At 56.4% G+C, this 22986-nt stretch carries 23 protein-coding genes and 2 pseudogenes; 8 read left to right on the forward strand and 17 right to left on the reverse strand.

Annotated features, from left to right (window positions below; translation table 11 throughout):
- Positions 1–109 precede the first annotated feature (109 nt).
- A complete protein-coding gene (locus LB462_RS26900; RefSeq protein WP_370637314.1) occupies positions 110–1087 on the reverse strand; it encodes a TRAP transporter substrate-binding protein in 978 nt (325 codons plus the stop codon).
- Between the two features lie 630 nt (positions 1088–1717).
- On the opposite strand from LB462_RS26900, the gene LB462_RS31630 reads away from it, so the two are divergent.
- On the forward strand, positions 1718–2050 hold the full coding sequence (locus LB462_RS31630) for a putative sulfate exporter family transporter (protein WP_224514555.1): 333 nt from the start codon (positions 1718–1720) through the stop codon (positions 2048–2050).
- A gap of 489 nt (positions 2051–2539) precedes the next feature.
- Here the strand turns inward: LB462_RS31630 and LB462_RS26910 are convergent, their stop codons facing one another.
- The 4 genes from LB462_RS26910 to LB462_RS26925 form a co-directional block, all read right to left on the reverse strand.
- Complete coding sequence (locus LB462_RS26910; protein WP_370637308.1) at positions 2540–3526, reverse strand: NADP-dependent oxidoreductase; 987 nt, start codon at positions 3524–3526, stop codon at positions 2540–2542.
- A 210-nt stretch (positions 3527–3736) separates the two neighbouring features.
- Positions 3737–3979, reverse strand: a complete 243-nt coding sequence (locus tag LB462_RS26915) for a hypothetical protein (RefSeq protein ID WP_224514430.1) — start codon at positions 3977–3979, stop codon at positions 3737–3739.
- A gap of 147 nt (positions 3980–4126) precedes the next feature.
- Positions 4127–4768, reverse strand: a complete 642-nt coding sequence (locus LB462_RS26920; protein WP_224514559.1) for an HD domain-containing protein — start codon at positions 4766–4768, stop codon at positions 4127–4129.
- Between the two features lie 243 nt (positions 4769–5011).
- Positions 5012–5428: a cupin domain-containing protein gene (locus LB462_RS26925; RefSeq protein ID WP_224514431.1), complete on the reverse strand. Its 417-nt coding sequence runs from the start codon at positions 5426–5428 to the stop codon at positions 5012–5014.
- A 90-nt stretch (positions 5429–5518) separates the two neighbouring features.
- Between LB462_RS26925 and pdxR the strand changes: the two genes are divergently transcribed.
- Entirely contained in the window at positions 5519–6931 is a 1413-nt protein-coding gene (pdxR, locus tag LB462_RS26930) for a MocR-like pyridoxine biosynthesis transcription factor PdxR (RefSeq protein ID WP_224514561.1), read from the forward strand.
- 234 nt (positions 6932–7165) lie between these two features.
- On the opposite strand, the gene LB462_RS26935 is transcribed toward pdxR, so the two are convergent.
- From LB462_RS26935 to LB462_RS31635, 3 genes and pseudogenes are all read right to left on the reverse strand, one after another.
- Positions 7166–7420 carry a hypothetical protein gene (locus tag LB462_RS26935; protein WP_224514434.1) on the reverse strand — a complete coding sequence of 85 codons (255 nt, stop codon included), beginning with the start codon at positions 7418–7420 and terminating at the stop codon, positions 7166–7168.
- A gap of 152 nt (positions 7421–7572) precedes the next feature.
- Positions 7573–8856 carry a tetratricopeptide repeat protein gene (locus LB462_RS26940; protein WP_255627876.1) on the reverse strand — a complete coding sequence of 428 codons (1284 nt, stop codon included), beginning with the start codon at positions 8854–8856 and terminating at the stop codon, positions 7573–7575.
- A 57-nt stretch (positions 8857–8913) separates the two neighbouring features.
- Positions 8914–9321, reverse strand: a pseudogene (locus tag LB462_RS31635) (adenylate/guanylate cyclase domain-containing protein); the annotation flags it as partial.
- Between the two features lie 332 nt (positions 9322–9653).
- Between LB462_RS31635 and LB462_RS26945 the strand changes: the two are divergent.
- Both LB462_RS26945 and LB462_RS26950 read left to right on the forward strand, forming a co-directional pair.
- Positions 9654–9869, forward strand: coding sequence for a DUF3072 domain-containing protein (locus tag LB462_RS26945; protein WP_224514436.1), 216 nt, complete (start codon positions 9654–9656; stop codon positions 9867–9869).
- Between the two features lie 24 nt (positions 9870–9893).
- A complete protein-coding gene (locus LB462_RS26950) occupies positions 9894–10160 on the forward strand; it encodes a SemiSWEET family sugar transporter (RefSeq protein WP_224514437.1) in 267 nt (88 codons plus the stop codon).
- A gap of 855 nt (positions 10161–11015) precedes the next feature.
- Here LB462_RS26950 and LB462_RS26955 read toward each other — a convergent pair.
- Positions 11016–12491, reverse strand: a complete 1476-nt coding sequence (locus LB462_RS26955) for a protein adenylyltransferase SelO (protein ID WP_224514438.1) — start codon at positions 12489–12491, stop codon at positions 11016–11018.
- Positions 12492–13164: 673 nt separating this feature from the next.
- On the opposite strand from LB462_RS26955, the gene rsgA reads away from it, so the two are divergent.
- A complete protein-coding gene (gene rsgA, locus LB462_RS26960; protein ID WP_224514439.1) occupies positions 13165–14199 on the forward strand; it encodes a ribosome small subunit-dependent GTPase A in 1035 nt (344 codons plus the stop codon).
- Between the two features lie 299 nt (positions 14200–14498).
- Here rsgA and LB462_RS26965 read toward each other — a convergent pair whose 3' ends face one another.
- Complete coding sequence (locus LB462_RS26965; protein ID WP_224514440.1) at positions 14499–14819, reverse strand: hypothetical protein; 321 nt, start codon at positions 14817–14819, stop codon at positions 14499–14501.
- 240 nt (positions 14820–15059) lie between these two features.
- On the opposite strand from LB462_RS26965, the gene LB462_RS26970 reads away from it, so the two are divergent.
- The gene (locus tag LB462_RS26970) at positions 15060–15254 is read left to right on the forward strand and encodes a hypothetical protein (protein WP_370637318.1); all 195 of its coding nucleotides are present in this window, start codon (positions 15060–15062) and stop codon (positions 15252–15254) included.
- Here LB462_RS26970 and LB462_RS26975 read toward each other — a convergent pair.
- Positions 15230–15538: pseudogene (locus LB462_RS26975) on the reverse strand (thiamine pyrophosphate-binding protein); the annotation flags it as partial. The gene LB462_RS26970 and the pseudogene LB462_RS26975 sit on opposite strands and share 25 nt — an antisense overlap.
- A gap of 248 nt (positions 15539–15786) precedes the next feature.
- Here LB462_RS26975 and LB462_RS26980 point away from each other — a divergent pair.
- Positions 15787–16083 carry a hypothetical protein gene (locus tag LB462_RS26980; RefSeq protein ID WP_224514441.1) on the forward strand — a complete coding sequence of 99 codons (297 nt, stop codon included), beginning with the start codon at positions 15787–15789 and terminating at the stop codon, positions 16081–16083.
- 252 nt (positions 16084–16335) lie between these two features.
- Here the strand turns inward: LB462_RS26980 and LB462_RS26985 are convergent, their stop codons facing one another.
- The 5 genes from LB462_RS26985 to LB462_RS27005 all read right to left on the reverse strand — a co-directional run bounded on the left by LB462_RS26985 (position 16336) and on the right by LB462_RS27005 (position 21635).
- Positions 16336–17061, reverse strand: a complete 726-nt coding sequence (locus LB462_RS26985) for a ribonuclease activity regulator RraA (RefSeq protein ID WP_224514442.1) — start codon at positions 17059–17061, stop codon at positions 16336–16338.
- Positions 17062–17077: 16 nt separating this feature from the next.
- On the reverse strand, positions 17078–18814 hold the full coding sequence (gene araD / locus LB462_RS26990) for an L-arabinonate dehydratase (RefSeq protein ID WP_224514443.1): 1737 nt from the start codon (positions 18812–18814) through the stop codon (positions 17078–17080).
- A gap of 44 nt (positions 18815–18858) precedes the next feature.
- The gene (locus LB462_RS26995) at positions 18859–19728 is read right to left on the reverse strand and encodes an ABC transporter permease (RefSeq protein WP_224514444.1); all 870 of its coding nucleotides are present in this window, start codon (positions 19726–19728) and stop codon (positions 18859–18861) included.
- Positions 19729–19733: 5 nt separating this feature from the next.
- Positions 19734–20543, reverse strand: coding sequence for an ABC transporter ATP-binding protein (locus tag LB462_RS27000; RefSeq protein ID WP_224514563.1), 810 nt, complete (start codon positions 20541–20543; stop codon positions 19734–19736).
- A gap of 90 nt (positions 20544–20633) precedes the next feature.
- A complete protein-coding gene (locus LB462_RS27005) occupies positions 20634–21635 on the reverse strand; it encodes an ABC transporter substrate-binding protein (protein ID WP_224514445.1) in 1002 nt (333 codons plus the stop codon).
- Between the two features lie 148 nt (positions 21636–21783).
- On the opposite strand from LB462_RS27005, the gene LB462_RS27010 reads away from it, so the two are divergent.
- Entirely contained in the window at positions 21784–22476 is a 693-nt protein-coding gene (locus LB462_RS27010; RefSeq protein WP_224514446.1) for a GntR family transcriptional regulator, read from the forward strand.
- A gap of 276 nt (positions 22477–22752) precedes the next feature.
- Here LB462_RS27010 and LB462_RS27015 read toward each other — a convergent pair whose 3' ends face one another.
- Complete coding sequence (locus LB462_RS27015; protein WP_224514448.1) at positions 22753–22923, reverse strand: hypothetical protein; 171 nt, start codon at positions 22921–22923, stop codon at positions 22753–22755.
- Positions 22924–22986 lie beyond the last annotated feature (63 nt).

Genomic DNA, 22986 nt, shown 5'->3' on the forward strand with positions numbered 1-22986 from the left:
TGCCGCGGAAACTAAACCTTGTTGCGAATTGTTGTTGCCGGTCATCTACAGCTTCCCTTTCCTGTCAGGACACAACGGCAGTGCGGAACTGCCGTTGTGGTCACAAGGATTACTTGGTTGCCTGAATGCGGGCGGCGAGGTCTTTCAACTCCGGCGTCGACAGATATTTTTCGTAGACGGGCTTCATCGCGTCGATCAGCGGTTGCTTGTCGATCTCGCTCACCTTCACTCCCGCGGCCTCAACGGTTGCGCGCGATTTCTTTTCGCGAGCGTCCCAGAGCTCCCGCATTTTGGCAACACTGTCCTTTGCCGCCTGACGTACGATGGCCTGGTCCTCGGGAGTAAGCTTGTCCCAGCTCGATTTCGACATGACGAGGACTTCCGGGACCATCTGGTGTTCATCTAAAGTGATGAACTTGGCAACTTCGTAGTGTTTGGCGGATTCGAAGCTCGGCCAGTTGTTTTCGGCTCCGTCAATGACGCCGGTCTCAAGAGCGGAATAGACCTCGCCATAGGCCATCGGCGTGGCATTGGCTCCAAGGTTGTTGACCATGTCGACAAACACATCGGACTGGATGACGCGGAACTTCATCCCCTTCAGGTCCGCGAGAGAGGTGATGGCTTTCCTGGAGTTGTAGAAAGATCGGGCTCCGGAATCGTAGAAAGCCAGGCCGACGAGATTGTGCGTATCGAACGCCTTGAGGATTTCAGCCCCAATCGGTCCGTCCATCGTTTTGCGCATATGGTCTGCGGACCGGAATATATAGGGCAGCGAGGGTATCTGCGTCACCGGGACGACGCCGTTGAAGGGGCCCATTGACACGCGGTTGAAATCAAGGACGCCGGCCTGCGTCTGTTCTATCGTATCCTTCTCCTCGCCCAGCTGCGCGGAATGATAGACCTCGACCGCGTAACGCCCGGCGGTGCGCTCCTTGATAAGTTCGCCCATATATTTGACCGCTTCAACCGTCGGATAACCATCAGGATGGGTATCGGCCGAACGAAGTACGGTCTGAGCGCTTGCAGCTCCGATCATCAGCGCACCAATGGCAATGGCTGTCGTTGTCAGCTTATAAAAATACATGATGAGTTCCTCCCCATTTCGAAAATCGACGGGTTATTGACCCATCGGAGCTGGCAGAATCCACGAGTTCAGCCGCTGTGCACAGATTATGACCGTCAGCACTGGACCGGGCCGAAGGCTGCACGCGGTGTTCAATCGTCCTCCCGAAGTTGATACCGCTATTAGCCGAATGAGATCATGTCAAGATACAAATCTCAGTTTATTGTATTATGACTTTGAGCTGTTATCAGGAGATTGGGGGGAACTCAGGAAGCTGCGCGCCACGAAGATACGGATAGTCTCGCGCGAAGGGTGATGACCCTGTTCGATCAGGGCCTCCCAAATACAGAAGTCGTCGCTTGCACCCGGCCAACCAGAAAATATGAATTGCTAAAACCGTCGCGATGCGAAGCGCGACAAGGCCCTTCATGCAGGATGCGGTGAACCAACGCATCCATAGCAAACTCGAATCCCCAAAGTGCCAAACCATCTGGTCACTGCATAAGGATGTAGAGCCGAGCACCTATCGTTTGTTGCTCTTGCGCAGAAACACATGGGGACGTGCATAATCTGGAGGTAGATTTTTACGCGCAAGGCGGCGGCGATGGCGTGTTCGAAATGCACGACGGCCAAATCATTCGAAAGGCTGACGCCATGCAACTTGATTTTGATGATGGTCCAGACGGTCGCCCGCGGCATCGGAATTTGCGTCGCCCTCAACACCGTCTCGCGGCCGGTGGAAACGTGAAGCGCCAAACCATAATACCCGGATTTCTTTTGGCGTTCCTCGTTCTGGCGAGCGCGAATTCGGCCGGAGTTATGCCCATGGTCTTGTTGACCTTCGGTGCCGAACGATCTCGCTGGGCACTGCCGGGAGGAATGCTAGCGGTCGGTATGAAGACTTCGCTTTATCAATTTCATATGCGGGTGCCCAAGCCGTTGCGTTCGTCGTCGGCGAGACCACTTTTGTCGCGATGTTCCTTTTAGGCGGTGTGTACTGTTTGAAGTGAAGCTTCCAAGATTTCCGAAATAAGCGGCGCACGTTCTACGCATCGCCGTGAGATAAATCCAGCTGCTCTGGAGAAACGGCAAGCCGTCCCAGCGCTTCTGAATTTATTCCGACCCGTACGATGATGTAATCGACTTTTAAACGGCTTTTCTGATGCTATTCCGGATCTTTGAGGAACGTGGTGGTGAAATCTCAAATTGCTGGGGCGACGGACTCTCGGCGATGTTCCCACTGAGCAACCCAATGGCATGCGCCGATCTCCTCAAGGCGATCGGCGAGGCGCAAATTGCATGGCCACATTGAATAAGCGCATAGTCGAGCCGAGCGCCCACCGCTCGACTATGGTATTGTCGTTCATACTGCGATGTCATGCATGGCAATTTCGGCCCGGCTTCAATTTGAACTGGAGACGCTTGGTTCCCATACGCTTAGAGACGCGGACGTGCTATCCGAGCGGTGCTCCACCGTCACGTTGGGACATCGAGAACGATTTTTCCGCGGGGCCGGGGCAAAATGCCTTCCAGCATTTCATGGGCGGTCCTCGCTTCGGCCAAGGAAAGGACCGCGCCGACCTGTGTCCTCATCTTCCCGTTGTCGATGAAGTCAGCGATTTTCGCAAGGCGATCGCCGGTCACCTCCACGAGGAAGAAAAAAGCTTCGACGCCATGACGCTCGGCCTCTTCCTGATCGGGTTGCGAGACAGCGGAGACAAGCTTGCCGCCACGACGAAGCAGATTGAAAGAACGATCTTGCGTCCTTCCACCGACGAGATCAATAACCACATCGGCCTGCCCCAAATGCTTTTCAAGATCCTCGCTCTTGTAATCGAAGGCTTCATCCGCGCCAAGGCTGCGAACATAGGCAAGGTCTGCGGCGCTGGCAGTCGCAACGACACGAATACCGGCCCGATGCGCCAGCTGCACCGCGTAGGCACCGACACTTCCTGCACCACCGTGAATAATGACTATCTGGCCGGCTGCAAGTTTTCCATGCTCAAAGAGCGCCTGCCAGGCCGTAACAGCCACGACCGGAACCGACGCCGCTGCATTGTAGTCGAGTGAGACTGGCTTCTTCGCGATCATCTTGGCTGACGCGATGGCGTATTCGGCATAGGCACCAACGAACTGACTGTTCGTTACGCCAAAGACTTCATCGCCCGTTGCAAAATTCCTCGCGTCAGGGCCGACCGACTCGACAATACCCGACAGGTCCGACCCGAGGGTAAGGGGCAAAGGTTGCGGCAAGGCGCTCTTGCCGGCTCTTATCCAGCCGTCCCAGGGGCCGACGCCGACGGCGCGCACCCGGATCAGCACTTCGCCGGGTCCCGGCTGCGGGCAGTCGATCTTCTCGAACGCCATGACATCCGGTGGTCCGAATTCGTGAACCCGCCAAGCCATCATGAAGTGGTCCTTGCGGCCCTTGCCCGGTGCAGCCTTTTGCTCATTCGTGCTCATTGTCACTTCCTTTCGCCTTGATTGTCGATTTCATTTTCTTTCAAGGAGTTCGAGTGGATTTTTGAAGCCTTTACAACGGTCGAATCCCAATGGAATTCTCGATCCCAGAACCTTGCACTTACGAAAGATGCCGACATAAGCAGTTCATACCATCGCCATGTTGCGGTCTGGGCCAATCAGCGTGGATCGAGACGGCGGACAGAAGCGAGATTACCGTAGCTGACTTCGCGACGATGCAGGGCCACGCCCACGCTCGATTTCCTTGCGGCGATTTGCGTTGTCTCGGTTTTTTTCCAGGATTTCCGTCGCTGCCCGGTAGGCAGCAACCGCCGCCATGCCGCCGGTAACCGGCAAGAATGCGCGCACAGCGTCGCCCATGAACCTCAGCACTTCATCGCCCTTGCCCGCAATTGCGAGGACCACTGTGTCGAAATAGCCATTCAACAGCTGCATGGCTTCATTGGCAGGCAGCGGTTGGAAATCTCGGTGCAGTCGCCGAAAAGATCGAAACCGGTTGCCGTTTGCGGAAGCGGAGCCGCCATACGGGCGGTGCCGATGAGTTCCGGAACCGCAGCCTCGGCTCTGGGCAAAAAGCTGCATTCAACTATTCCATCTTGACGCAAGGATGACGCTGCACATATCAATCCGCCGAAAGTTGGGATCTTTGAACGCCAGGACATCATCGTTGAAGGTGCCGAAGGTGCTGTCGGGGCGATGTTTCATGCCCTGATAAAATGCGTCAATGATTCCGTCGTTGAAGCAGGTCTCTCGGGGAAAAGCGGCGGTAACGGCCTCGCGCTGCGCATCGGTAAATTGATCATAGCCACGGCCGGCCACATCCATGCCAGCCCCCGCCTGCACCAGCGCAATCTCGGGACGCATATATTGGGGTACGCCAGGAGTAGTGTGGAGAGCGACGGCGTTCCAGACCGTCTCGATATCGCTTTCGGAGATCCCGTGCCCCTGAAGAAATTCGCGCGCTGCATTCGCGCCATCCACTTCAAAGCGTAGCTGGCTGTTTTCATAACGTGCGGTGAGGCCGATGTCGTGAAACATGGCGGCCGTGTAAAGCAGTTCCGGATCAAAGTTCAGCTCCATCCGATTTCCTGCCAAGGATCCCCAGAAATACACCCGGACCGAGTGATGGAAGAGCAACTCGCTCTCGGTGTCACGAATGAGCTGTGTCACTTCGCGTCCGATCTTACTGTCGGGTATGCGCACTCCCGCTATTTGTTTGAGCATCATGGTTTTCCTAATCGTTGCTTGATCGCTGCTGGATACTCTGGGTCATTTTCCGGCAACCCACCGAGAGTTTCGCATCAGCGTGCAAAAATCCCTTCGGTGAAATTGGGGATCTTTGTCGGCCAACCCCAGTGGCCTCAGGCCAATGCTTCAGGCCATCTTAAATGGCCGAGCGCCTTGGGCCCTTTGGGAGCGGTCTGGTCGTAATCGAGCCTCTTGGTCATCGTTCTTGTTCCTTCGGTCTCATTTGACAGGGGTGGTGAGCGCCTTGTCGTCAGAGTCGACGACGAAGACCGCGAGCAACTTCGCCGGCTCGGTCTTGCTCGCATTGCGGCTGACTGAATGGCTGGCGTTTGGCGGTTCGGACCAGCTCTCGCCAGCTTTGTAGATGCGGGTCTCGCCATTGTTCACCTTCGACTCGATCGCGCCCGAGATCACATAGGCGTAGATGAAGGCGGACTTCGCGTGTGTGTGCGGCGGGGAAGCTGCGGCGGGTGCATAGTCGACTTCCACAGCGACGAGCGACTTGCCCGGGATGTTCGGGATCGCCTGATCGAATTTAGGCGTGACCGTTTCGGCTTGACTCTCATGAGCCGGGGTGGAGCCGGTACCCGCCAAGGCGAGCACGGCGCAGGTAGCAACAATGGTACGGACCTTCATGGGCTTTCTCCTTTTTGTAACATAAAGATGCGTCCTGGTGGGCCAGAAAAAAAGCACCAAGAACGCGACAAAATGCTGTACTACGGCAGCATGAACAAGCGGCTGAACCTGACTGTCGACCGTACGGCAAAGATGCCTCTGGCCGAGCAGATCCGACGCGGGGTGACGACGGCCATCGAGAATGGTGTGCTGGAGCCCGGCGCACGCCTACCCTCATGGCAGGACCTCGCTGCCCAACTCGGTGTCGCGCGGGGTACCGTGCGGACCGCATATGAGAAACTGGCCGCTGCCCAGTTGATCGAGGCCTCGCGGGCGACTGGCACGCGCGTCGCCCAACGTCCTCGGGTCGTCGTAAAGAAAGAGCAGCCGCCAGACGCAGGCTCGTTCATGGAGATTTATCTGGAGATGACGCAGGGACCTGCGCTCTTCCAGATGGGTGTGCCGGCAACCGAGACCTTTCCTGCAACGTTGTTCGCACGTATTCGTGCAAATGCCGTGCGTGCCGAGGCGAGTTCTCCCCCCATCTATCCCGATCCGCGTGGCGAGATCGAACTGAGGCGGGAAATCGCCGGTTATCTTGCTGTTGCTCGCGGCATCAGCTGCTCGCCATCGCAGATCATTATCACCGGAGGGTTCAGCGCGGGACTGGGTCTGACGCTCAGCGTTCTTGGCTTGGGCGGACAAAGTGTCTGGGTCGAGAATCCAGGCTTCCCCTTCGCCAGGAAAGGACTCGAACTCGCACACTTGTCCATTGCTCCGATCCCCGTTGACGCAGACGGTATCGATATCGATCATGGCATGCGCCACCATCCTGATGCGAAGCTCGTCGTGGTGACCCCCGGTCAGCAAGCGCCGCTCGGCCCCACCTTGTCACTCAAGCGGCGTCTTCGTCTGCTCGAATGGGCAGCAGCAAACCAGGTTTGGGTGATCGAAGATGACTATCTGAGCGAGCTGCAACTGATGGGCAGGGCTGCGCCGGCGCTCGCTTCGCTCGACCGGGATGGACGCGTCATTCACATCGGCTCGTTCAGCAAGACGATCAGTCCTACGCTTCGCCTTGGCTTTCTGGTCGCACCGCCCGAACTGATTTCTCCGTTCGCGGAGGTCGCAGCCTGCCTCGCGCCGCCACCTGGCCCCGCGCTGCAGCTTGCAACCGCCGAGTTCATGCACGAGGGGCACTATATGCGCCATCTCCGGCGCACCAAGCGCGCCTATGCCGCCAAGCGGCAGGCGCTGCTGGATTGTTTTCGAGCATCCGTTGATGCCAATAGCATTGCCGCGCCGGGGCTGGCTGTTCTCCTCAAATTGCCGCGGGGAACACCGGACTTGGCCGTTGTACGCGAAGTCTCGGCGTTGGGCATGTCGCCGGCGCCACTTTCGCCCTGGTATGTGTCGCCTGATAGCGCCGAGTCTGCGCTCCTGCTTGGTGTCGCCACCGCGCCGACGAAAAACCTGGCTCGATCCTGTGATCAGCTCTTCGAAGTAATCCGTCGGTTCAGCTGATCAACGCCAAGGCTAAATCGTCGGCTATTGATGAGACCATCTTGTCCAAGTGTGGTTCAAGCGATTGAATTTGGCCTCCAACTGGCGGCGAGGGTCTGCAACGCTCTCTGGCTGTTGTTTTACCGTGCAGCGTGCTTGAGATGCCGTGCGGAGATCAAGCTCGAGTGAGGGCCAATTGGCATCATTCGGGTTGGGCTCGGGTCTTCATCTGCTCGGCGGCCGCTGCGGCCCAGCCTAGGCTTCGACAATCTCCGGATCGGTCAAAACCGAGAGGCGCGCGGAAGCATTTCCCTTCTCCATTGACCGGCGGGCCCACTCCTTGCTCGTAATGGGTTGAATGAATTCGAAAGCCCATTGTTTATTCTTTGATGCTGATTTAACAGCGAACGACCATACAAAAACATGCTCTTGGTCTGTTCGCGTTTCTGAGCCCCCGGCACGACTGTCCAACCCCACCCCCGGCTGTTCTAGAGCTTTCGATTTGTTCATCAACTCCGCCTGATCAGAATGTCTCATCTCCAACAATTATAATCATAATCTCGTGGTTATGCTGTATTACGAAGATCCCCACTGAAAATTTTGAAGACCAAACAATTTCGGAACCAGGGAAAGCGTCACATATTTGATAAGTGTTTTCGCATCTAATACAAACCAGCCAGACGAGCCCCTTCCTTGATTGCTGCGAGTGCCGGCGGATTTGTGACAGGATATGTTCGGATGAAGTTTTCGACGGTGAAGGTTGGAAACTCGACGCCAATCTTCTTGGCGATCGTCTGGGCTTGGGCGACGTCTCCCAGTGATGCGTGACATAAGGCACGGAACATCAGCGTGACGGGATTATCGGGAGGGCTCTGGCGCAGCGCCGACAAACACTCTTCGCACCGACCAGCGACGAATTTGGCGCGGGCGAGTTGTGCGTAGTACCAACTTGGAGCCTGTGGATTGAGGCGAAGCGCCCGTTCGGCAAGAGCACATGCCTCGGCGGGATTTCCGCACACAAGAGCCCTGCTGGCTCCAAGCATTGACAGCACATCGGCGTTATTGGGTGCTAGTGCCAACGCCCGGTCGTGCTCCTCTGCGGCCCCGCTGAGATCGCCGTCAATGCCGCGAAGATCGCCCAAGAAGAGGCGCGTCATTGGATCGGTGGGGTCGAGCATAACAGCTGTTTCCATGCATTCTCGCCAAAGCTTTATCGAAGTAGCTGAATCTGGCGAGAACGCGTAGCAAGCCTCGACCGCATGGGCCAATCCTAGCATCATCCAGGCCCGCGCGAAGTTGGGGTCAAGTTCTACCGCCCGCGACAACTTGCGAATGGCCTCCGCTCGCGTTCCTGTCGTGAATTTGTCGTGCAGTTCGACCCCGAGTAGATAGCAATCGTAGGCATCCAGATTTGAAGGCATCTTCCGCCGGGCTGCCTCGCGTCCGATAGTGGCCAGCTTCCCGAAGGTACCAGCCAATGCATTGATGACGCTCTGTGTGACCTTGTCTTGCATGACGAAAAAGTCATCAATCAGCTCCTCAAATCGAGCAGACCAGACGTTGGCTCCGGTTCGGGCGTCGACCAGTTGGACCGCAACGCGAACATGTTGACCGATCGCCTGTAGAGTGCCTTCCAGCAAGTAGTTTGCGTTCAACTCCCGTCCGACGGAGCGCGTGTCGCTCGAGCCCCGGTAGGACTGCATGGTCTGGCGCGAAATGACCGCAAGGTCAGGATACCGCGCCAGATCGCCGGTCATGTCGGCCGACAGCCCGTCTGCAAGTCGTGTCCAGCCCTCGTCGCTGCTCAGATTTTCGAATGGCAGAACCGCAATGACCGGCGGCTTTCTGTCATCCTCAGCAATAAGGCGTGGTCCGGCGGTCTTGCTCGCAGTCTCAGCACCGATCAAGACCCGGTAGACTTGAACCGGCTCGGCGATACTTTTCATTTTTTGGTTGCCGAGGGAGGCAAAGCCGACCGGCAACTTTCCTCTGACCTGGTCGCAAGCGGGAGCAGAAATGGCGATTCCTCCCGGTTCGGCCAGTCCCTGCAGTCGCTCTGCAATGTTCACCACATCACCGTGAATATCGTCACCCTCAACGAGAATGTCGCCGAGGTTGATGCCAATGCGGAAATCAAGCCGCCGTTCTGGCGGAATGAGTTCGTTGACCTGCGCTTTTTGTTGCTGGATTTCGACGGCGCAGCGAAGGGCGTCGACCATACTGCGGAACTCGACCAGTATCCCATCGCCCATCGTTTTGACCAGCCGACCATGGTGCGCGGCGATCCTTGGCTCGAATATTTCCTGCAGGTCTGTCTGGAAGTGCGCGCGCGTACCTTCTTCGTCGATACGGCTCAGACGGCCATAGCCGACGACATCTGCAATCAGGATGGCTGCAAGGTGACGCTCCACGTTGGGTCCTTCTTGTTGACCGCTTTTCCAGCCTACAGCAGCTCGCCTGTGGAAGCCACGTACTTTGCGGCGCGCCTGCTTTGAGGTCGCCGCACCCCTTGCGGATAATATGAAAGCATCACCAGAATGTACTTATCTTTCTGGCGAAGGCTCATGCCAAGGCAGGGCTTCCATAACGGCATGACGAAAACGGCGCAGCTTGCCATATCGCGCGGCTTGGGGGTGGCATCAAGGATGTCGGCTGCAGCCATACCGAATTTGGAACTCAAGCCAAATAAGAACGTTTAGTGAACAGGAACTATGGAGAGATCAGGAACTATGGAGAGATCAGTATGAGTAACGGCCCAAAAACTGACATATCTTCCAATAGGCAGAAAGATCCCGACGATTGGATCAGCGGCGACGAGCCCATGACCGGCGCTCAACGCTCCTATTTGAAAACCCTCTCCGAACAAGCGCATAAACCGCATGCTTTCGCGGAGGGCATTTCCAAAGCCGAGGCCTCGAAAAGGATTGAGGAACTCAAACAGGCGCTTGATCTCGATTGACATGAGTACGGGCTGGACGCTGGAATGGCGGGACGCACCTTGGACACCGCATTGATCGTTGGTTACCTCGCTTCTGCTTGTTCGGTAGCAAGTTTCGTTCCTCAAGTTTGGAAGGTCATGAGGACAGACGACACCGAAGCGATCTCGACCCGTATGTACGCTCTCACCGTCGTGGGGTTCGCTCTCTGGTCCGCCTTCGGAATGATGCGGGGCGAGTGGCCGATCATTCTTACCAACTCAATTTGTTTCTGCCTTTCCGGTGTCATCTTCATCAAGAAGCTTCGGTCGTGATCTACGAATGAAAGTGCCACATGCATGCCCTTCCCGCTCCCGCTTCACCATTTCTAACCGCCACTTGTCCCTCGCCTCGACGGTCATCGCGGCGATAGTCGACGAGGCGGTCGGATCGAGCTTAGGCATGCCGTAGGGATCGCGGCGACTGGGAACCATTGCGCGGGTCAAGCTTGGCGACTGGAACGCCATCAATGGTATAATCGTCGTGTCTCAACACATCGGAGTTCGCGATGAGACAGCGTTACCTTGTACTTCCCGCGTTGGTTGCCACGTTCTCACTACTGGCGGCGCTGGCGTTTTGCTCGAGCGAGGACGCACCGCCCAGTCTAGTCGCCCCTGATGAGGCGGTTGATCTTAGATAAGCGCGGGTTGCGGCGGATCAACTCGAACCGACGATGTTCGCAAGACCGGCGCGATGACACTTCCACTTCGGATAAAACGTAAAACCAAGGTGGCAAATGAAGACTGCAAACTGCGGCCGATACGGGTACATCATGCCGCGCGAAAACGCCAAAGACCGCCCTGCGCCGTAAAGCGTGAGGTGGTTTTTGTCGGCGGCCAAAAGGAGGGGTACAATCAGACCGGGCAAAGAGGATAATCCGGCGTCCTCGCGCGACGCACCGATACGCCGACCATGGAAAAGATAAACAAATGGGCGACAGACGGCTTATAGGCCATTGCTGGGACGAGTCCGAGTGCACCGCAAGCAGCACCACAACACTTTGGATTTACCAACAACCGACAACCGCTTTCATCGATTAGAGGAATATACGGATGGATGGTGTGTTGTCGGCTGATCCATCCAATTTCCGATCCTGCCTATTCCTCAATTTCTCTTGAAACAATGAGACTTCACGTACCACAAAATGTTTCGAGAACGCGCTCGTGGATTTCCGGCGGCTTTGCATAATGCGCGAATTCGGCCTGGTCCTCGAAAGGTTCGCCGACAACCGTCAGGAGTTCTTCAAACGGGCGGAAATCACTATTCTGGACCGCTGCAGCTATCACCGCTTCGACCCGGTGGTTTCGGGGAATGAAAAGCGGATTGACGTGACGCATTGCAGTCCGGCGCTCAAAACCTGTTTGCGGTTCGTGAGCGATGCGCGCCCGCCAGCGTGCCAGCCATTCCCTGAATGCACCAGGTTCTGTAAACAGGTTGAGCACCCTCTCATCGTCGTTGACGGTCTCGGCACAGTGGCTCAGATATCGGAACGTCAGAGTAAAGTCCGCCTGGCTCTTCGTCATTGTGTCGAGCAGTTCCTTGATGAGTGTCAGGTCGGTTTCTGCCTCGGTAAACAGGCCAAGCTTCCGTCTCATCCCGGTGATAAACACTGTTTGGAATTGGGCGTCGAAAGTGGCTAGCGCGTTTTGAGCCAAGGACACCGCCTTGTCCTGATCGTCCGCAAGCAACGGCAGCAGGCTCTCCGCCAGACGCACCAGGTTCCACAAAGCGACCGGTCCTTGGTTGCCATACGCATAGCGGCCCGCATGATCGATAGAACTGAAAACCGTCGCTGGATCGTAATTGTCCAGGAATGCACATGGACCATAGTCAATGGTCTCGCCGGCGATGGACATGTTGTCTGTATTCATCACACCGTGGATAAATCCGGCTAACATCCACTGCGCAACCAGCAAGGCCTGGGCTTCGATCACTGCCGCCAGGAGCGACAGGTAGGGCATGTCGCCTGCTGCCGCCTCGGGATAATGCCGGGCAATGACGTGGTCTGCGAGAGCACGGATGCCCTCAATGTCACCCCGGGCGGCAAAAAATTGAAACGTCCCTATTCGTATGTGACTGGAAGCAACGCGGGTGATAACGGCACCAGGGAGAGACATCTCACGCGCAACGGTTTCTCCGGTCAGTACGGCAGCGAGCGCACGGGTGGTTGGAATCCGCAGGGCGTTCATTGCTTCACTTAGGATATATTCGCGCAGGACAGGACCCAGCGCTGCACGTCCATCTCCGCCACGCGAAAAGGGCGTCCGTCCCGCCCCCTTTAACTGTATATCCCGTCGGACACCGTCTCGATCAATGACTTCACCGAGCAAGATCGCCCTGCCATCGCCCAGTCGCGGGACGAAATGACCAAACTGATGCCCCGCATATGGGGTGGCGATAGGGTCAGCGCTCTGCGGGACATTGTTTCCTGCGAGCATGTCTATACCCTCGGCGCTGCTCAACCACCGATTATCTAGACCCAGCTGGAAAACGAGGTCAAAGTTCAGCTTGATCAATCTCGGAGACGCAACAGGGGTGGGCATGGTGCGGATAAAGAATTTGTCCGGCAGCCGGCTATAACTATGGTCGAATGCGATCTCGGTCATTCCAAACCTGCTTTTTTGCTGTTTCAGCGTAGCCAAGCGTTTGCCGGAGCACAAGTCGGCGTCGATCGTGAAAAGAACGCACGTTTTGTCCAATCGCAGCATCGCAAATCAATTTGTCAAAAGTTTATTTCATCCGGTCGAGGTTCATTTGCGCCCGAGTTGCTGCCATGACATCGGCCAAAAATGGCGCTCGACCGGGCATCCCTTCACCTCGGCCAATCTCTCAAGGGAGATCTACACCCGGACCGACTGGCCCAGCGCATGACCTTCTTTGACCGTGGTTTGCGCGATTTCGATTTGATAGCTGCCAAGGCTGCCAATGCAGAAGAGAAATTAGAACCGGATTCTCGTGTAACATCGGTACAAACTGAGTTGGTCCAACACATTCTCGTTCTCTGCGTCGCAGCCATTCATTGCGCGTAAAAGTCCACGACTTCGCCATGAACCAGATATAAGAATCGATCCGATTGAGGAGCCCGCGTTGGACGAGATGGCGAAACAATGATTGAGCGAGCTCACGCGTATTAAAGTTTGCTGGCCTTGCCCCGGTGCCAGTAGAGGTCTGGCGCTGATTCAAGACGACAGAATCGGCGCAAATACCTTGTTTGTATTTTTAGTTCCGAGGTGCAAAATAAGTATCAGTTCAAAAGGCCTATGTTGCGATGACCCTACGATGACCGAAACCACGACTGATTCTTGCGCTTCGCTCTCGAGTTTGGGATGGTCGGAATTTTTTAGCGATCAGCTTGTGTCAAACGAGACAAACCTCCTCCCGATGCGCATTGATACGGTTCACCGCGCGCGTCTCACAGCGATTTTTCAATCAGGAACAGTCAAACTAACCCATCCCGCCGACGTGACGACCGCAGATTTTGCCGTAGGTGACTGGATTCTCGTTGATCCGGGCACGCATCTGGTGCAACGCCTTTTGAAGCGAAAAACCCTGCTGGAACGTCGCAAAACGGGTAATCGACCCCCACAGCTGGTTGCTGCGAACATCGATACACTGTTCATCGTTACCTCGTGCAATTCCGATTTCAATGCCGCCCGGCTGGAACGTTACCTTGCGTTGGCCAACCAAGCCGGAACAAATCCTGTCATCGTCTTGACCAAGGCTGATACGGTGTCAAACGCTTGGGAATTCGAACAGCGGGCGGCTGCACTGCAACGCGGTTTGACTGTCGTGACCCTGAATGCGCGCTCTCCTGACGCCAAGACTGCGCTCTTTGCCTGGTGCGGAGTCGGGCAGACAGTGACCTTGGTAGGGTCCTCCGGTGTAGGCAAATCGACTCTGGTGAACACGCTGGCGGGCCCGGTCCTAGAACTGCCCCAGCAGACGGGCGGCATCCGCGAGCATGATGCCAAGGGTCGTCACACCACCACATCCCGGTCTCTGCACGCGATTGCCGCCGGCGGTTGGGTGATCGATACGCCGGGAATACGAACGCTGGATGTCAGCCACGTGGGTTATGGCATTGACACCGTGTTCGCGGAAATCACAGAACTTGCCCCGCATTGCCGGTTTCGTGACTGTAGTCACGTTCATGAACCCGGCTGCGCGGTGCAAGCAGCAATGGCTGCAGGCAAGTTTGATCCCGAGCGTTTGACCCGCTGGCGAAAGCTGCAGAACGAAACCGGCGATAACAGCGTCAATCAAGTCAGACCGCGTGGCACAAGTTCCATGCCTCGGCGCAAAAACAGGGAATAAATGGAATTAGGCGACCCATCTTCCAAGATTCGGCCGACGCTGGCACGGGTCGAGGTGCCGAACTTCGTGCGGCCAAGATATCCGATGGTAGCCGCTGAATAACGCAAACATTGGGCAAGCCGATGTAAAACTGGCGGCAATCTCAAATTCGCTTCTTAATATCCTTCCCGTTTCAATGATATGCCCTCACTACCCATGCAGAAACTATGAAGGAGTGGGTGCTAAGCTGAAACCGAATACACCCCTGCTTATGGCACACCTCCACACCGGTTCATCGATGTCGGCGCGTTGCGGTTCCGTTAAGAGGTTCCATCGATAATCTCTTGTTTGATGCCGAGCATGAGACGAAGAATCCGGATTTTGTCAGCCGCTTCAAGCATGATTTCGCTTGTTTCGTCGACGTACTTGAAATCGATATGCTCAGCAAACTGCTCGAGTTCCCAGGCGATATCGGACCCGGTGTCCTGCTCCGGGGACCCTGAAAACGCAACTAGCTCTCTGTATATTCTGATCAACTCAGCGGCATTTCGGAGCAGGACTTGTTTTTCCTCACGGGTGAGATCCGTCGCGCCGTTTGCTTGTTTGATCAGCGCAGAAAGGATTCCCGTTTTCGCTGCCATGTTTACTCCATCTTGGGACGCCCCATTTGAATCTTTGGTGGACCATACTTCGGGTAGCAGCGATAAGGGTCTGACTCCATACCAAAACTCTATCCACTAACGATCAGGATGACTCATGGAACAGCGGTGGTCTTTTGTGTCGAGTACATCGATGGAAGCAAGATCCATCGATATGATAAATAGCGTATCGGCTCAAGAGGACATATCTTGGCAAAAAAACGGCGGATCACATCATGAAAAATGACCGTCTCGCCTCCCTTTCTCGGCTTCCCCGATCGCCTCGCCGACGGCCGTAAGCCCTGTACGGTGATCTTCGGAGCCGGCCACGGCAGCATCTATTTCGGCAAGGACAAGAGTGGCTGTGCCTTGTCCCCCAACGCCATCCGCGCTGCGAGCGAACGATGGTGGGATCATGAGCGAAACGATCTGCCTTGAGAGCTTGGTCAGCGGTTTCCTGGGCGCAACGACGTCGACGATCCTGGAAGCGGGCTTGGCGAGACGAGAGGATGCCTTGTTGGCCCGTGATCATGATCATCGGCATCGCGCCGAGAAGAGCATACGCTGCTCCAGTAGAAAAATTCAAAGCGCCGGGCCGGAGCGTCGTGAGGCAGACACGGGTTGCCAGTCAACCGTCCATAGGTTGCGGCCATGAAAGCGGCCGCTTGTTCGTGTCGGGTCAAGATGAGCTGGATTGAAGAATTACGAATGGCTCCGACGACGCGGTCACCTTTGCCCGGGTCTCATTCGTCATGCGCGACGCCGGCGCAGGCTCCTTCGGTTGTGGCTGTTCAGCCAGTTTTCTTAAACACATCAATCTCTTCGCCGGCGTCCGCGAGCCGTTTCTTGCTGGAGGCAACTGCCAATCGACACCTTAACAGGCCTACCTCGCTGACGCGCCTACGGAGGCTTCGAGCAAGCCCAGTCCGCCTCCTATTTCGCGAAGAGATCGGGACGCAATTCCACGAGAATGTTCGACGCTGCCATGCTGGAATATGTCACCGGCCGCGCCCAGCTGGAACAGGCTGTGCGTATCGGCGTCAGGAACCACGAGACCGTTCCGTTTTTCCAACCTTTGGTGACTATAGGAGACGGCAAGCTTGTGAGGGTTCGAGGCACTTGCCCGCTGGCAGCGTGCCGTAAGTTCACCGCGCCTGACGTGTTTATCGCACTTGCCGAACAGGTCGGGCTTATCATCGAATTGTCGAAGAGCCTCTTGCGTCAGGCCCAACAGGCGCGCTCGGTTGTCCGAATGGCCTTACCCTGACGATGTTTCTCCACCCAGCTAACCGACCGGCGCCTTGGATTGCGTATTAGCGGGATCCTTGCCGAAACCGAGCTCCCGGCGCAGAGACGCGATCGCCTCCTTCGAACCAGCCGAGATCGGGCATGGGCCGCTCGCCGAGCAGCCGTATGCCACGCCTTGCGTTCCCGGACACTAACGCGCGCTGATGGTTAGTCAGGACGTACCGAAAATCGGGCAGGACAACGCCAGTCCCCACCTTGGCTTCCTCAATGCTTATCTTCCGTTCTTCTCCCGCCACACGGCGAAATCAGCCTTTGGCTTGTCACTTGTGGCCGGATAGAGGCCGATGATCGTCGCACCGTTCATGACTTGCTCTGTGACAAAATCCTCATAAGCGGTCATTTCCAGCGTCTCGTCGGCGATCTCGTCCGCCAAATGTCGCGGAATAACGATGACGCCTTCATTGTCCCCGACAAGCACATCGCCCGGAAAAACCGCGACATCGCCACAGCCGATTGGGACGTTGATATCGCAGGCCTGGTGGTGGGTAAGGTTGGTTGGAGCCGAAGGACGATTGTGGTAGGCGTGAATGCTTAAATTGGCAATCTCAGGACTGTCGCGGAAGCCTCCGTCAGTAACCACACCCGCCGCACCCCTCACTTGCAGCCTTGATATCAATATGGAGCCGGCCGAAGCTGCCCGGGCATCCTTGCGGCTATCCATCACCAGGACGGCTCCCTCCGGACATTGTTCCACCGCGGCGCGCTGCGGATGACCCGGATCCTTGAAGACCTCGATCGTGTTAAGGTCTTCGCGGGCCGGTATGTAGCGCAGTGTAAAGGCTTGGCCGACCATATTGGTCTGCTTCGCCGACAGCGGTCGCACATCTTGGATGCACTGGTTGCGCAGCCCACGCTTGAACAGCGCCGTCGCAATCGTTGGCGTGGCCACGCCCATCAGCTTTTTGCGCGCTTCTTCACTTAGATCATAGTTTGTCATTCGTTGTCCTCGGCTATCAGTAGATATCTGGTTCAGGAGCGGATGGTCCGAAGCGTGTTTCGAGAAAGTCAAAATCCGCGCCCGTGTCGGCTTGGCTCACGTGTCTGGCGAACATCCAACCGTAGCCCCGACCAGCCTTGTCTGCCGGTTTCCTCCATTCACAGCGACGGCGTTCGATTTCACCATCGTCTACCAGCATGTCAATCCTGCGTGCCTTCAGGTCGAGCCGCACGATGTCGCCCGTTTTCAGAAGAGCCAGCGGGCCGCCGACATGCGATTCCGGCGAGACGTGCAGAACGCAGGCTCCATAGCTGGTGCCGCTCATGCGAGCATCGGACAGACGCAGCATGTCGCGATATCCCCTCTTGAGCAGGACCTTGGGCATCGGCAACATGCCCCATTCGGGCATGCCCGGGCCGCCCTGCGGCCCGGCCCCGCGCAGCACCAGGACATGATCGGGCGTGACGTCAAGATTTTCGTCGTCGATCGCCGCTTTCATCTCCGGGTAGCTGTCGAAGACCAATGCCGGACCTTGGTGTTGATGCAGCCTCGGATCACAGGCGGCTGGTTTCATAACCGCGCCTGTTGGCGCAAGGTTGCCTTTAACGACAGCAAGCGAGCCTTCCTGAAAGACAGGATTGTCGAGGGAGCGGATAACGTCGTCATTGAAACATTTGGCCCCCTCCAGCGTCTCTCCGAGCGTATGGCCGGAGACCGTGAGCACCGAAAGATCGAGCTTTGATGAAAGTTTGGCCATAAGCGCGCGCAGGCCTCCGGCGTAGTAGAAATCTTCCATCAGATAGGTATCGCCAGTTGGCCGGATGTTCGCGAGAACCGGGGTCGTGCGGCCTGCACGATCCAGATCGTCCATTGTCAGGTCGACACCAGCCCGGCGTGCCATGGCGACGAGGTGGACGATGGCATTGGTCGAGCATCCGGTTGCCATGGCCACGGCCACGGCATTGCCTATGGATGCATCGGTCAAGATCTTGCTCGGAACGAGGTCTTCCCAGACCATGTCGATGATGCGACGCCCCACGGCAGATGACATCCGGATATGATTGGAGTCGGCAGCGGGAATCGAACTTGCGCCCGGCAACGTCAAGCCGAGGGCTTCCGCGATCGCCGTCATGGTGCTTGCCGTGCCCATGGTCATGCAATGGCCGTAGGAGCGTGCGATTCCGGCTTCCACCTCGACCCATTCATCCCTCGACAGATTGCCCGCGCGCCGTTCATCCCAGAATTTCCAGGCATCTGAACCGGAACCCAGAGCTTTGCCTCGGTAGTTGCCGCGCAGCATGGGGCCCGCCGGCAGATAGATCATCGGCAGGCCGGCGCTCACAGCGCCCATCACCAAGCCCGGCGTGGTCTTGTCGCAGCCACCCATCAACACAGCGCCATCGACCGGGTGGGAGCGCAGCAGCTCCTCGACTTCCATCGCCAGCATATTGCGATAGAGCATCGTCGTTGGCTTGACGTAGCTTTCCGACAATGAAAGCGCCGGCAATTCGAGTGGAAATCCGCCGGCTTGAAAAACACCGCGCTTCACGTCCTCGACGCGGTGTTTAAAGTGTGCATGGCAAGGGTTGGCATCCGACCAGGTATTGAGGATAGCAATGACCGGCTTTCCGCTCCATTCTTCCGGCGCATAACCCATCTGCATTGTTCTTGATCGATGGCCGGAGCTGCGCAGGTCGTCGGGAGCGAACCAGCGGGCGCTTCTTAATGTGTCAGGGTTTTTTTTCATAGCCATTGCTCAATTGGAAAATGCGACGGAGAAGGAAGCCTCAAAACTGCTCATTCCTTCATGCCCCATTTTTGTATCGTGTGGCGCTCAATGGTCTGAAAGACCAGGTTCTCGACGATGAGACCTATGATGATCACGGTGAGCAGCCCGGCAAAGACGGCAGGAATGTCCAGAAGATTGCGGTTCTCAAAGATGAACCAGCCGAGCCCGCCCTGCCCCGAAGAAACACCGAAGACGAGTTCGGCGGCAATCAGCGTACGCCAGGCGAACGCCCAGCCGATTTTCAGGCCGGTCAAGATCGACGGGAACGCAGCGGGAACGAGAATCCGCGTCACATAGGATAAACCCGTCAATCCATAATTGCCTCCGACCATGCGCAGCGTTCGCGACACGCCAAGAAAGCCAGCATGGGTGTTGAGCGCCACCGCCCAAAGCACGGAATGGATCAGCACGAAGACAAGGCTGGAAGCGCCGAGCCCAAACCAGATCAAAGCAAGTGGCAGCAATGAGATGGCGGGTAGCGGATTGAACATCGCCGTCATTGTTTCCAAAAAATCGGTGCCGATGCGCGTGTTAATGGCAAGGATTGTCAAAATGGCCGCTAGCAAAGTCCCTGCCACATATCCCGTGATGAGCACCTGAAGCGTCGTCCAGATGCGCGACGGCAATGTGCCGTCGACAAAACGATCATAAAGGGTGGTCAGCGTGTCGCTGAGTGTGGGGAAAAGCAGGGGATTGTCGAGATAGCTTGCATAGACCTGCCAGATGATGGCGAGGACAATAATCAGAACCGTCTTACGCACGGCGCTGATACCCAAGATCAGTTCGAGGGAACCGAGCCTCTGTTCGACCTCGGCTACATTGGCATGCTGCCTGTTTGTCGTAACATCGGCTGCAAGAATGATTTGCGGACCAGGCATTGTCGTCACTCCCTGTGGCCGGACTCGGAAAAGAGCAGATTGTGGATATCGCGTTCGAGCGCGACCGCGCTGCCATCGTCCTGACAGGCGCGATCAACGTCGATGACTTCAGCCTTCACGCGCCCCGGATGAGGCGACAACAGCAGAATGCGGTTGGAGATCTTGATGGCTTCGGCAATCGAATGTGTGACGAAAATGACCGTAAACCTGGTGTCTTCCCAAAGCTGCAGCAGTTCGTCCTGCATCTGACGCCGGGTCAAAGCGTCGAGCGCCGCAAACGGCTCATCCATCAGCAAAATGTCGGGCTGCATGGCCATGCCGCGGGCGATGGCCACGCGTTGCTTCATGCCACCCGAAAGCGTGTGCGGATAACTGTCGGTGGCGCGTGTCAGCTTCACCTTATCGATATATTCCTTTGCCCTTGCCTCGGCCTCCCTGCGCGGTAGTTTGCGCGCAACGACGAGCGGAAACATGACGTTTTCCAGTACAGTCTTCCAAGGCAAAAGCTGGTCGAACTCCTGAAATACCATCATACGATCGGCGCCAGGCTTTTTGACCGGACGCCCGTTGATATGAATTGATCCACTCACCGGGGCCATGTATCCGCCGACGGCCTTCAACAGCGTGGACTTGCCGCAACCGGACGGTCCGAGAAGAACAAAACGGTCGGATCGTTCGACAGAAAAACTGACGTCTTCCGTCGCGGTTATCAGCAGATTCGGGGTCTTGTAGCGAAGCGTCACCTTGTCCACGGTGAGAAGCGACTTGGCCTCACTTGCCGCTTTGACATCGGGCAGACCTGCCGTTGGATCCATTTTTTGCTGTATGGCCTGTAACATATGGGCCTCCATAGGATAGTCGGAAGACCCGGCGTCTCTGCCAGGTCGTTGGCTCGTTGCCGACAGTTAGTTGCCTTTTAGATCGGCGGATTCTGGCAGATAATAGTCTGTCCATGCCGCAGGCATCGTCTTGAGCGTTCCGATCTTGTGCAGATGCGTGGCAAACTTCATCGTTCCCTGAGGATCGGTGCGAAACTCCATCATGTCCGGCTGTCCGAGGATCTTGACCAAGGTATCAAGATCGGTTTTGTCACCGGAAACCTGCTTGTAGGCGCTCAAGGCGTCTTTCGGGTTGTTCTTGATCATGTCGATTGCCTCGACTGTGGCTTCGCGCACGGCCTTGATGATGACAGGATTTGCATCGGCAAAAGCCGTTGTCGTGAAGAACGTCGCTTGCGTTAAAGGACCGCCAATGATGTCCTTGGAATTGGCCACGACATGGTTGCCGGCATCGATCTCCAGATATTGGAACGGCGGTGCGGAGAAATGACTGGCCACCTCGTGGCTCTTGTTCGCCAGCGCCGCCATCGCATCGGGATGTCCGAGCTGCACCGTATTGACATCGAAATGCTTGAGGTCGCCGTCTCCGTACATCTGACCTGCCGCCATTTGCAACAGGATCGCCTGCGTCGAAACGCCGACAGTGGGGACCGCGATCTTGTCGCCCGGACCGATGTCCTTCAATGATTTGATCTTGGGGTCACGCGACACCATGATGACCGGTTGCGCCGAACTGGTGATGATCCCTTTCACCTTGCCACGTGTTCTGTCCCACAGCAGAAGCAGGTTGCCCGTTCCGGTGTTGACGATGTCGACATTCCCGGAAAGAAGCGCATCGGTTTGTGCGCCGCCGCCGCTGAAGGTGCGCCAATTGACGGTAATATCTTTGAGGCCATCTTCCGCCGCGTGCTTCTCAATGAGCTTTTGCGTTTCCATGACATGGCTCGCCAGATACAGAATGCCTGGCTGGCGTGTAATGGAAATGTCAGTCTTTTCCTGAGCCTGGCTCACCGTGCCCAGACTCAGGATCATGCCCAAGGCGGCAATACCATTTGTAAGCAATCGCATGTTTTCCTCCCATTTGATTCAACTGCGCCCGCCGGCACATCCGACGAAGGTCCTCCGACTTCGCCATGCCTTTAAAGCACTAATACATCAGTGCATCAACAAAAATTTTGTGCTATCGGTCGTCAATGCATGAGCGAAAGAGCCTGATATGAGCGGAAGAGTGAATGGGAGTGTTCTGGATCGAACACGGCAGGTGGCGCACCAGATCCATGAAATACTGCGAGACAGAATTCTTTCAGTCGATCTTGTTCCAGGCACGATACTCTCGCGCGCATCGCTGCAGTTGGAGTTTGGCGTCAGCCAAACCCCTGTCCGCGATGCGCTCATGCGCCTTGAGGAAGAGGGAATCGTCGAAGTCTTTCCTCAATATGCAACGGTCGTCGCAAAAATCGATATTGGCCATGCAAGACAAGCCCAGTTCTTGCGACTGTCAATTGAACTCGAGGCCGTACGGCGTCTGACCCAAGAGGCTCCGCAACAACTGGCCAACGAACTTGAAGAAATTCTGGCGCGACAACGTCATGTGGCCTCGCCTCAAACCTACGATTCGTTCGACAGGCTCGACAAAGACTTTCACCGCAAAATTTACGAATATGCGAACATTCTCAACCTCTGGTCGACGGTGCGCCGGCAGAGCGTCCATCTTGACCGGCTGCGGCGACTTAATTTGCCTATGCCGGGCAAGATGCAAAATGTCCTCAACGATCACCAAGATATTATCGATGCGATAAAATCCGGACACGCGGAAGCCGCGGCAATTGCGCTGCGCAAACATCTGTCTGGAACGCTTTCAATCATTGATCTCATCAGCGAACAATTTCCGAATTATGTTCGCAAGTGAGTAACGTCAATTTTGATTCCGGGTTGCGACCTTGTTCGAAACGAACGGGATCGAATCGTTTGACCTCGTCGTCGGGGCCAGATTTTCTCAAACCTGAAGCGTCTGTTAAATATCGATGACGTTCTGAGGCTGCGGCTCAGGTCTCAAGCCATCGGGCCCGCGGCTCGGGCTACACTCCCAGGTTTGGTCGCTGGACGACCGGTTGCTGTCTGCGGGCATGACATGTCGCACTCAAGCGTTGATCGCATCAGCCGCGAAGTGCCCGATCCTTCATCGTCAGCCATCCACCGAACGGCTGGTGCCGTCCGTCTTCGAGCGTACCGAGATCGACCGCGGCGTAGCTGAGGCTCTCGACATGATAACCCCCTGATACGCAAGCCCCAAGCTCGCGGTGCCGGCCCTGCCGAGGATGTCGACCGCTTTTACGCAAGCAAGGGAAGCCGGCATTATGCTTTTCGCATGGTCTGATACGCCCTACCTTGCGGAAATCGAGCATCTTCGCAAAAGCAT

Source organism: Phyllobacterium chamaecytisi (assembly GCF_020164455.1).
GTDB classification, from domain to species: domain Bacteria; phylum Pseudomonadota; class Alphaproteobacteria; order Rhizobiales; family Rhizobiaceae; genus Phyllobacterium; species Phyllobacterium chamaecytisi.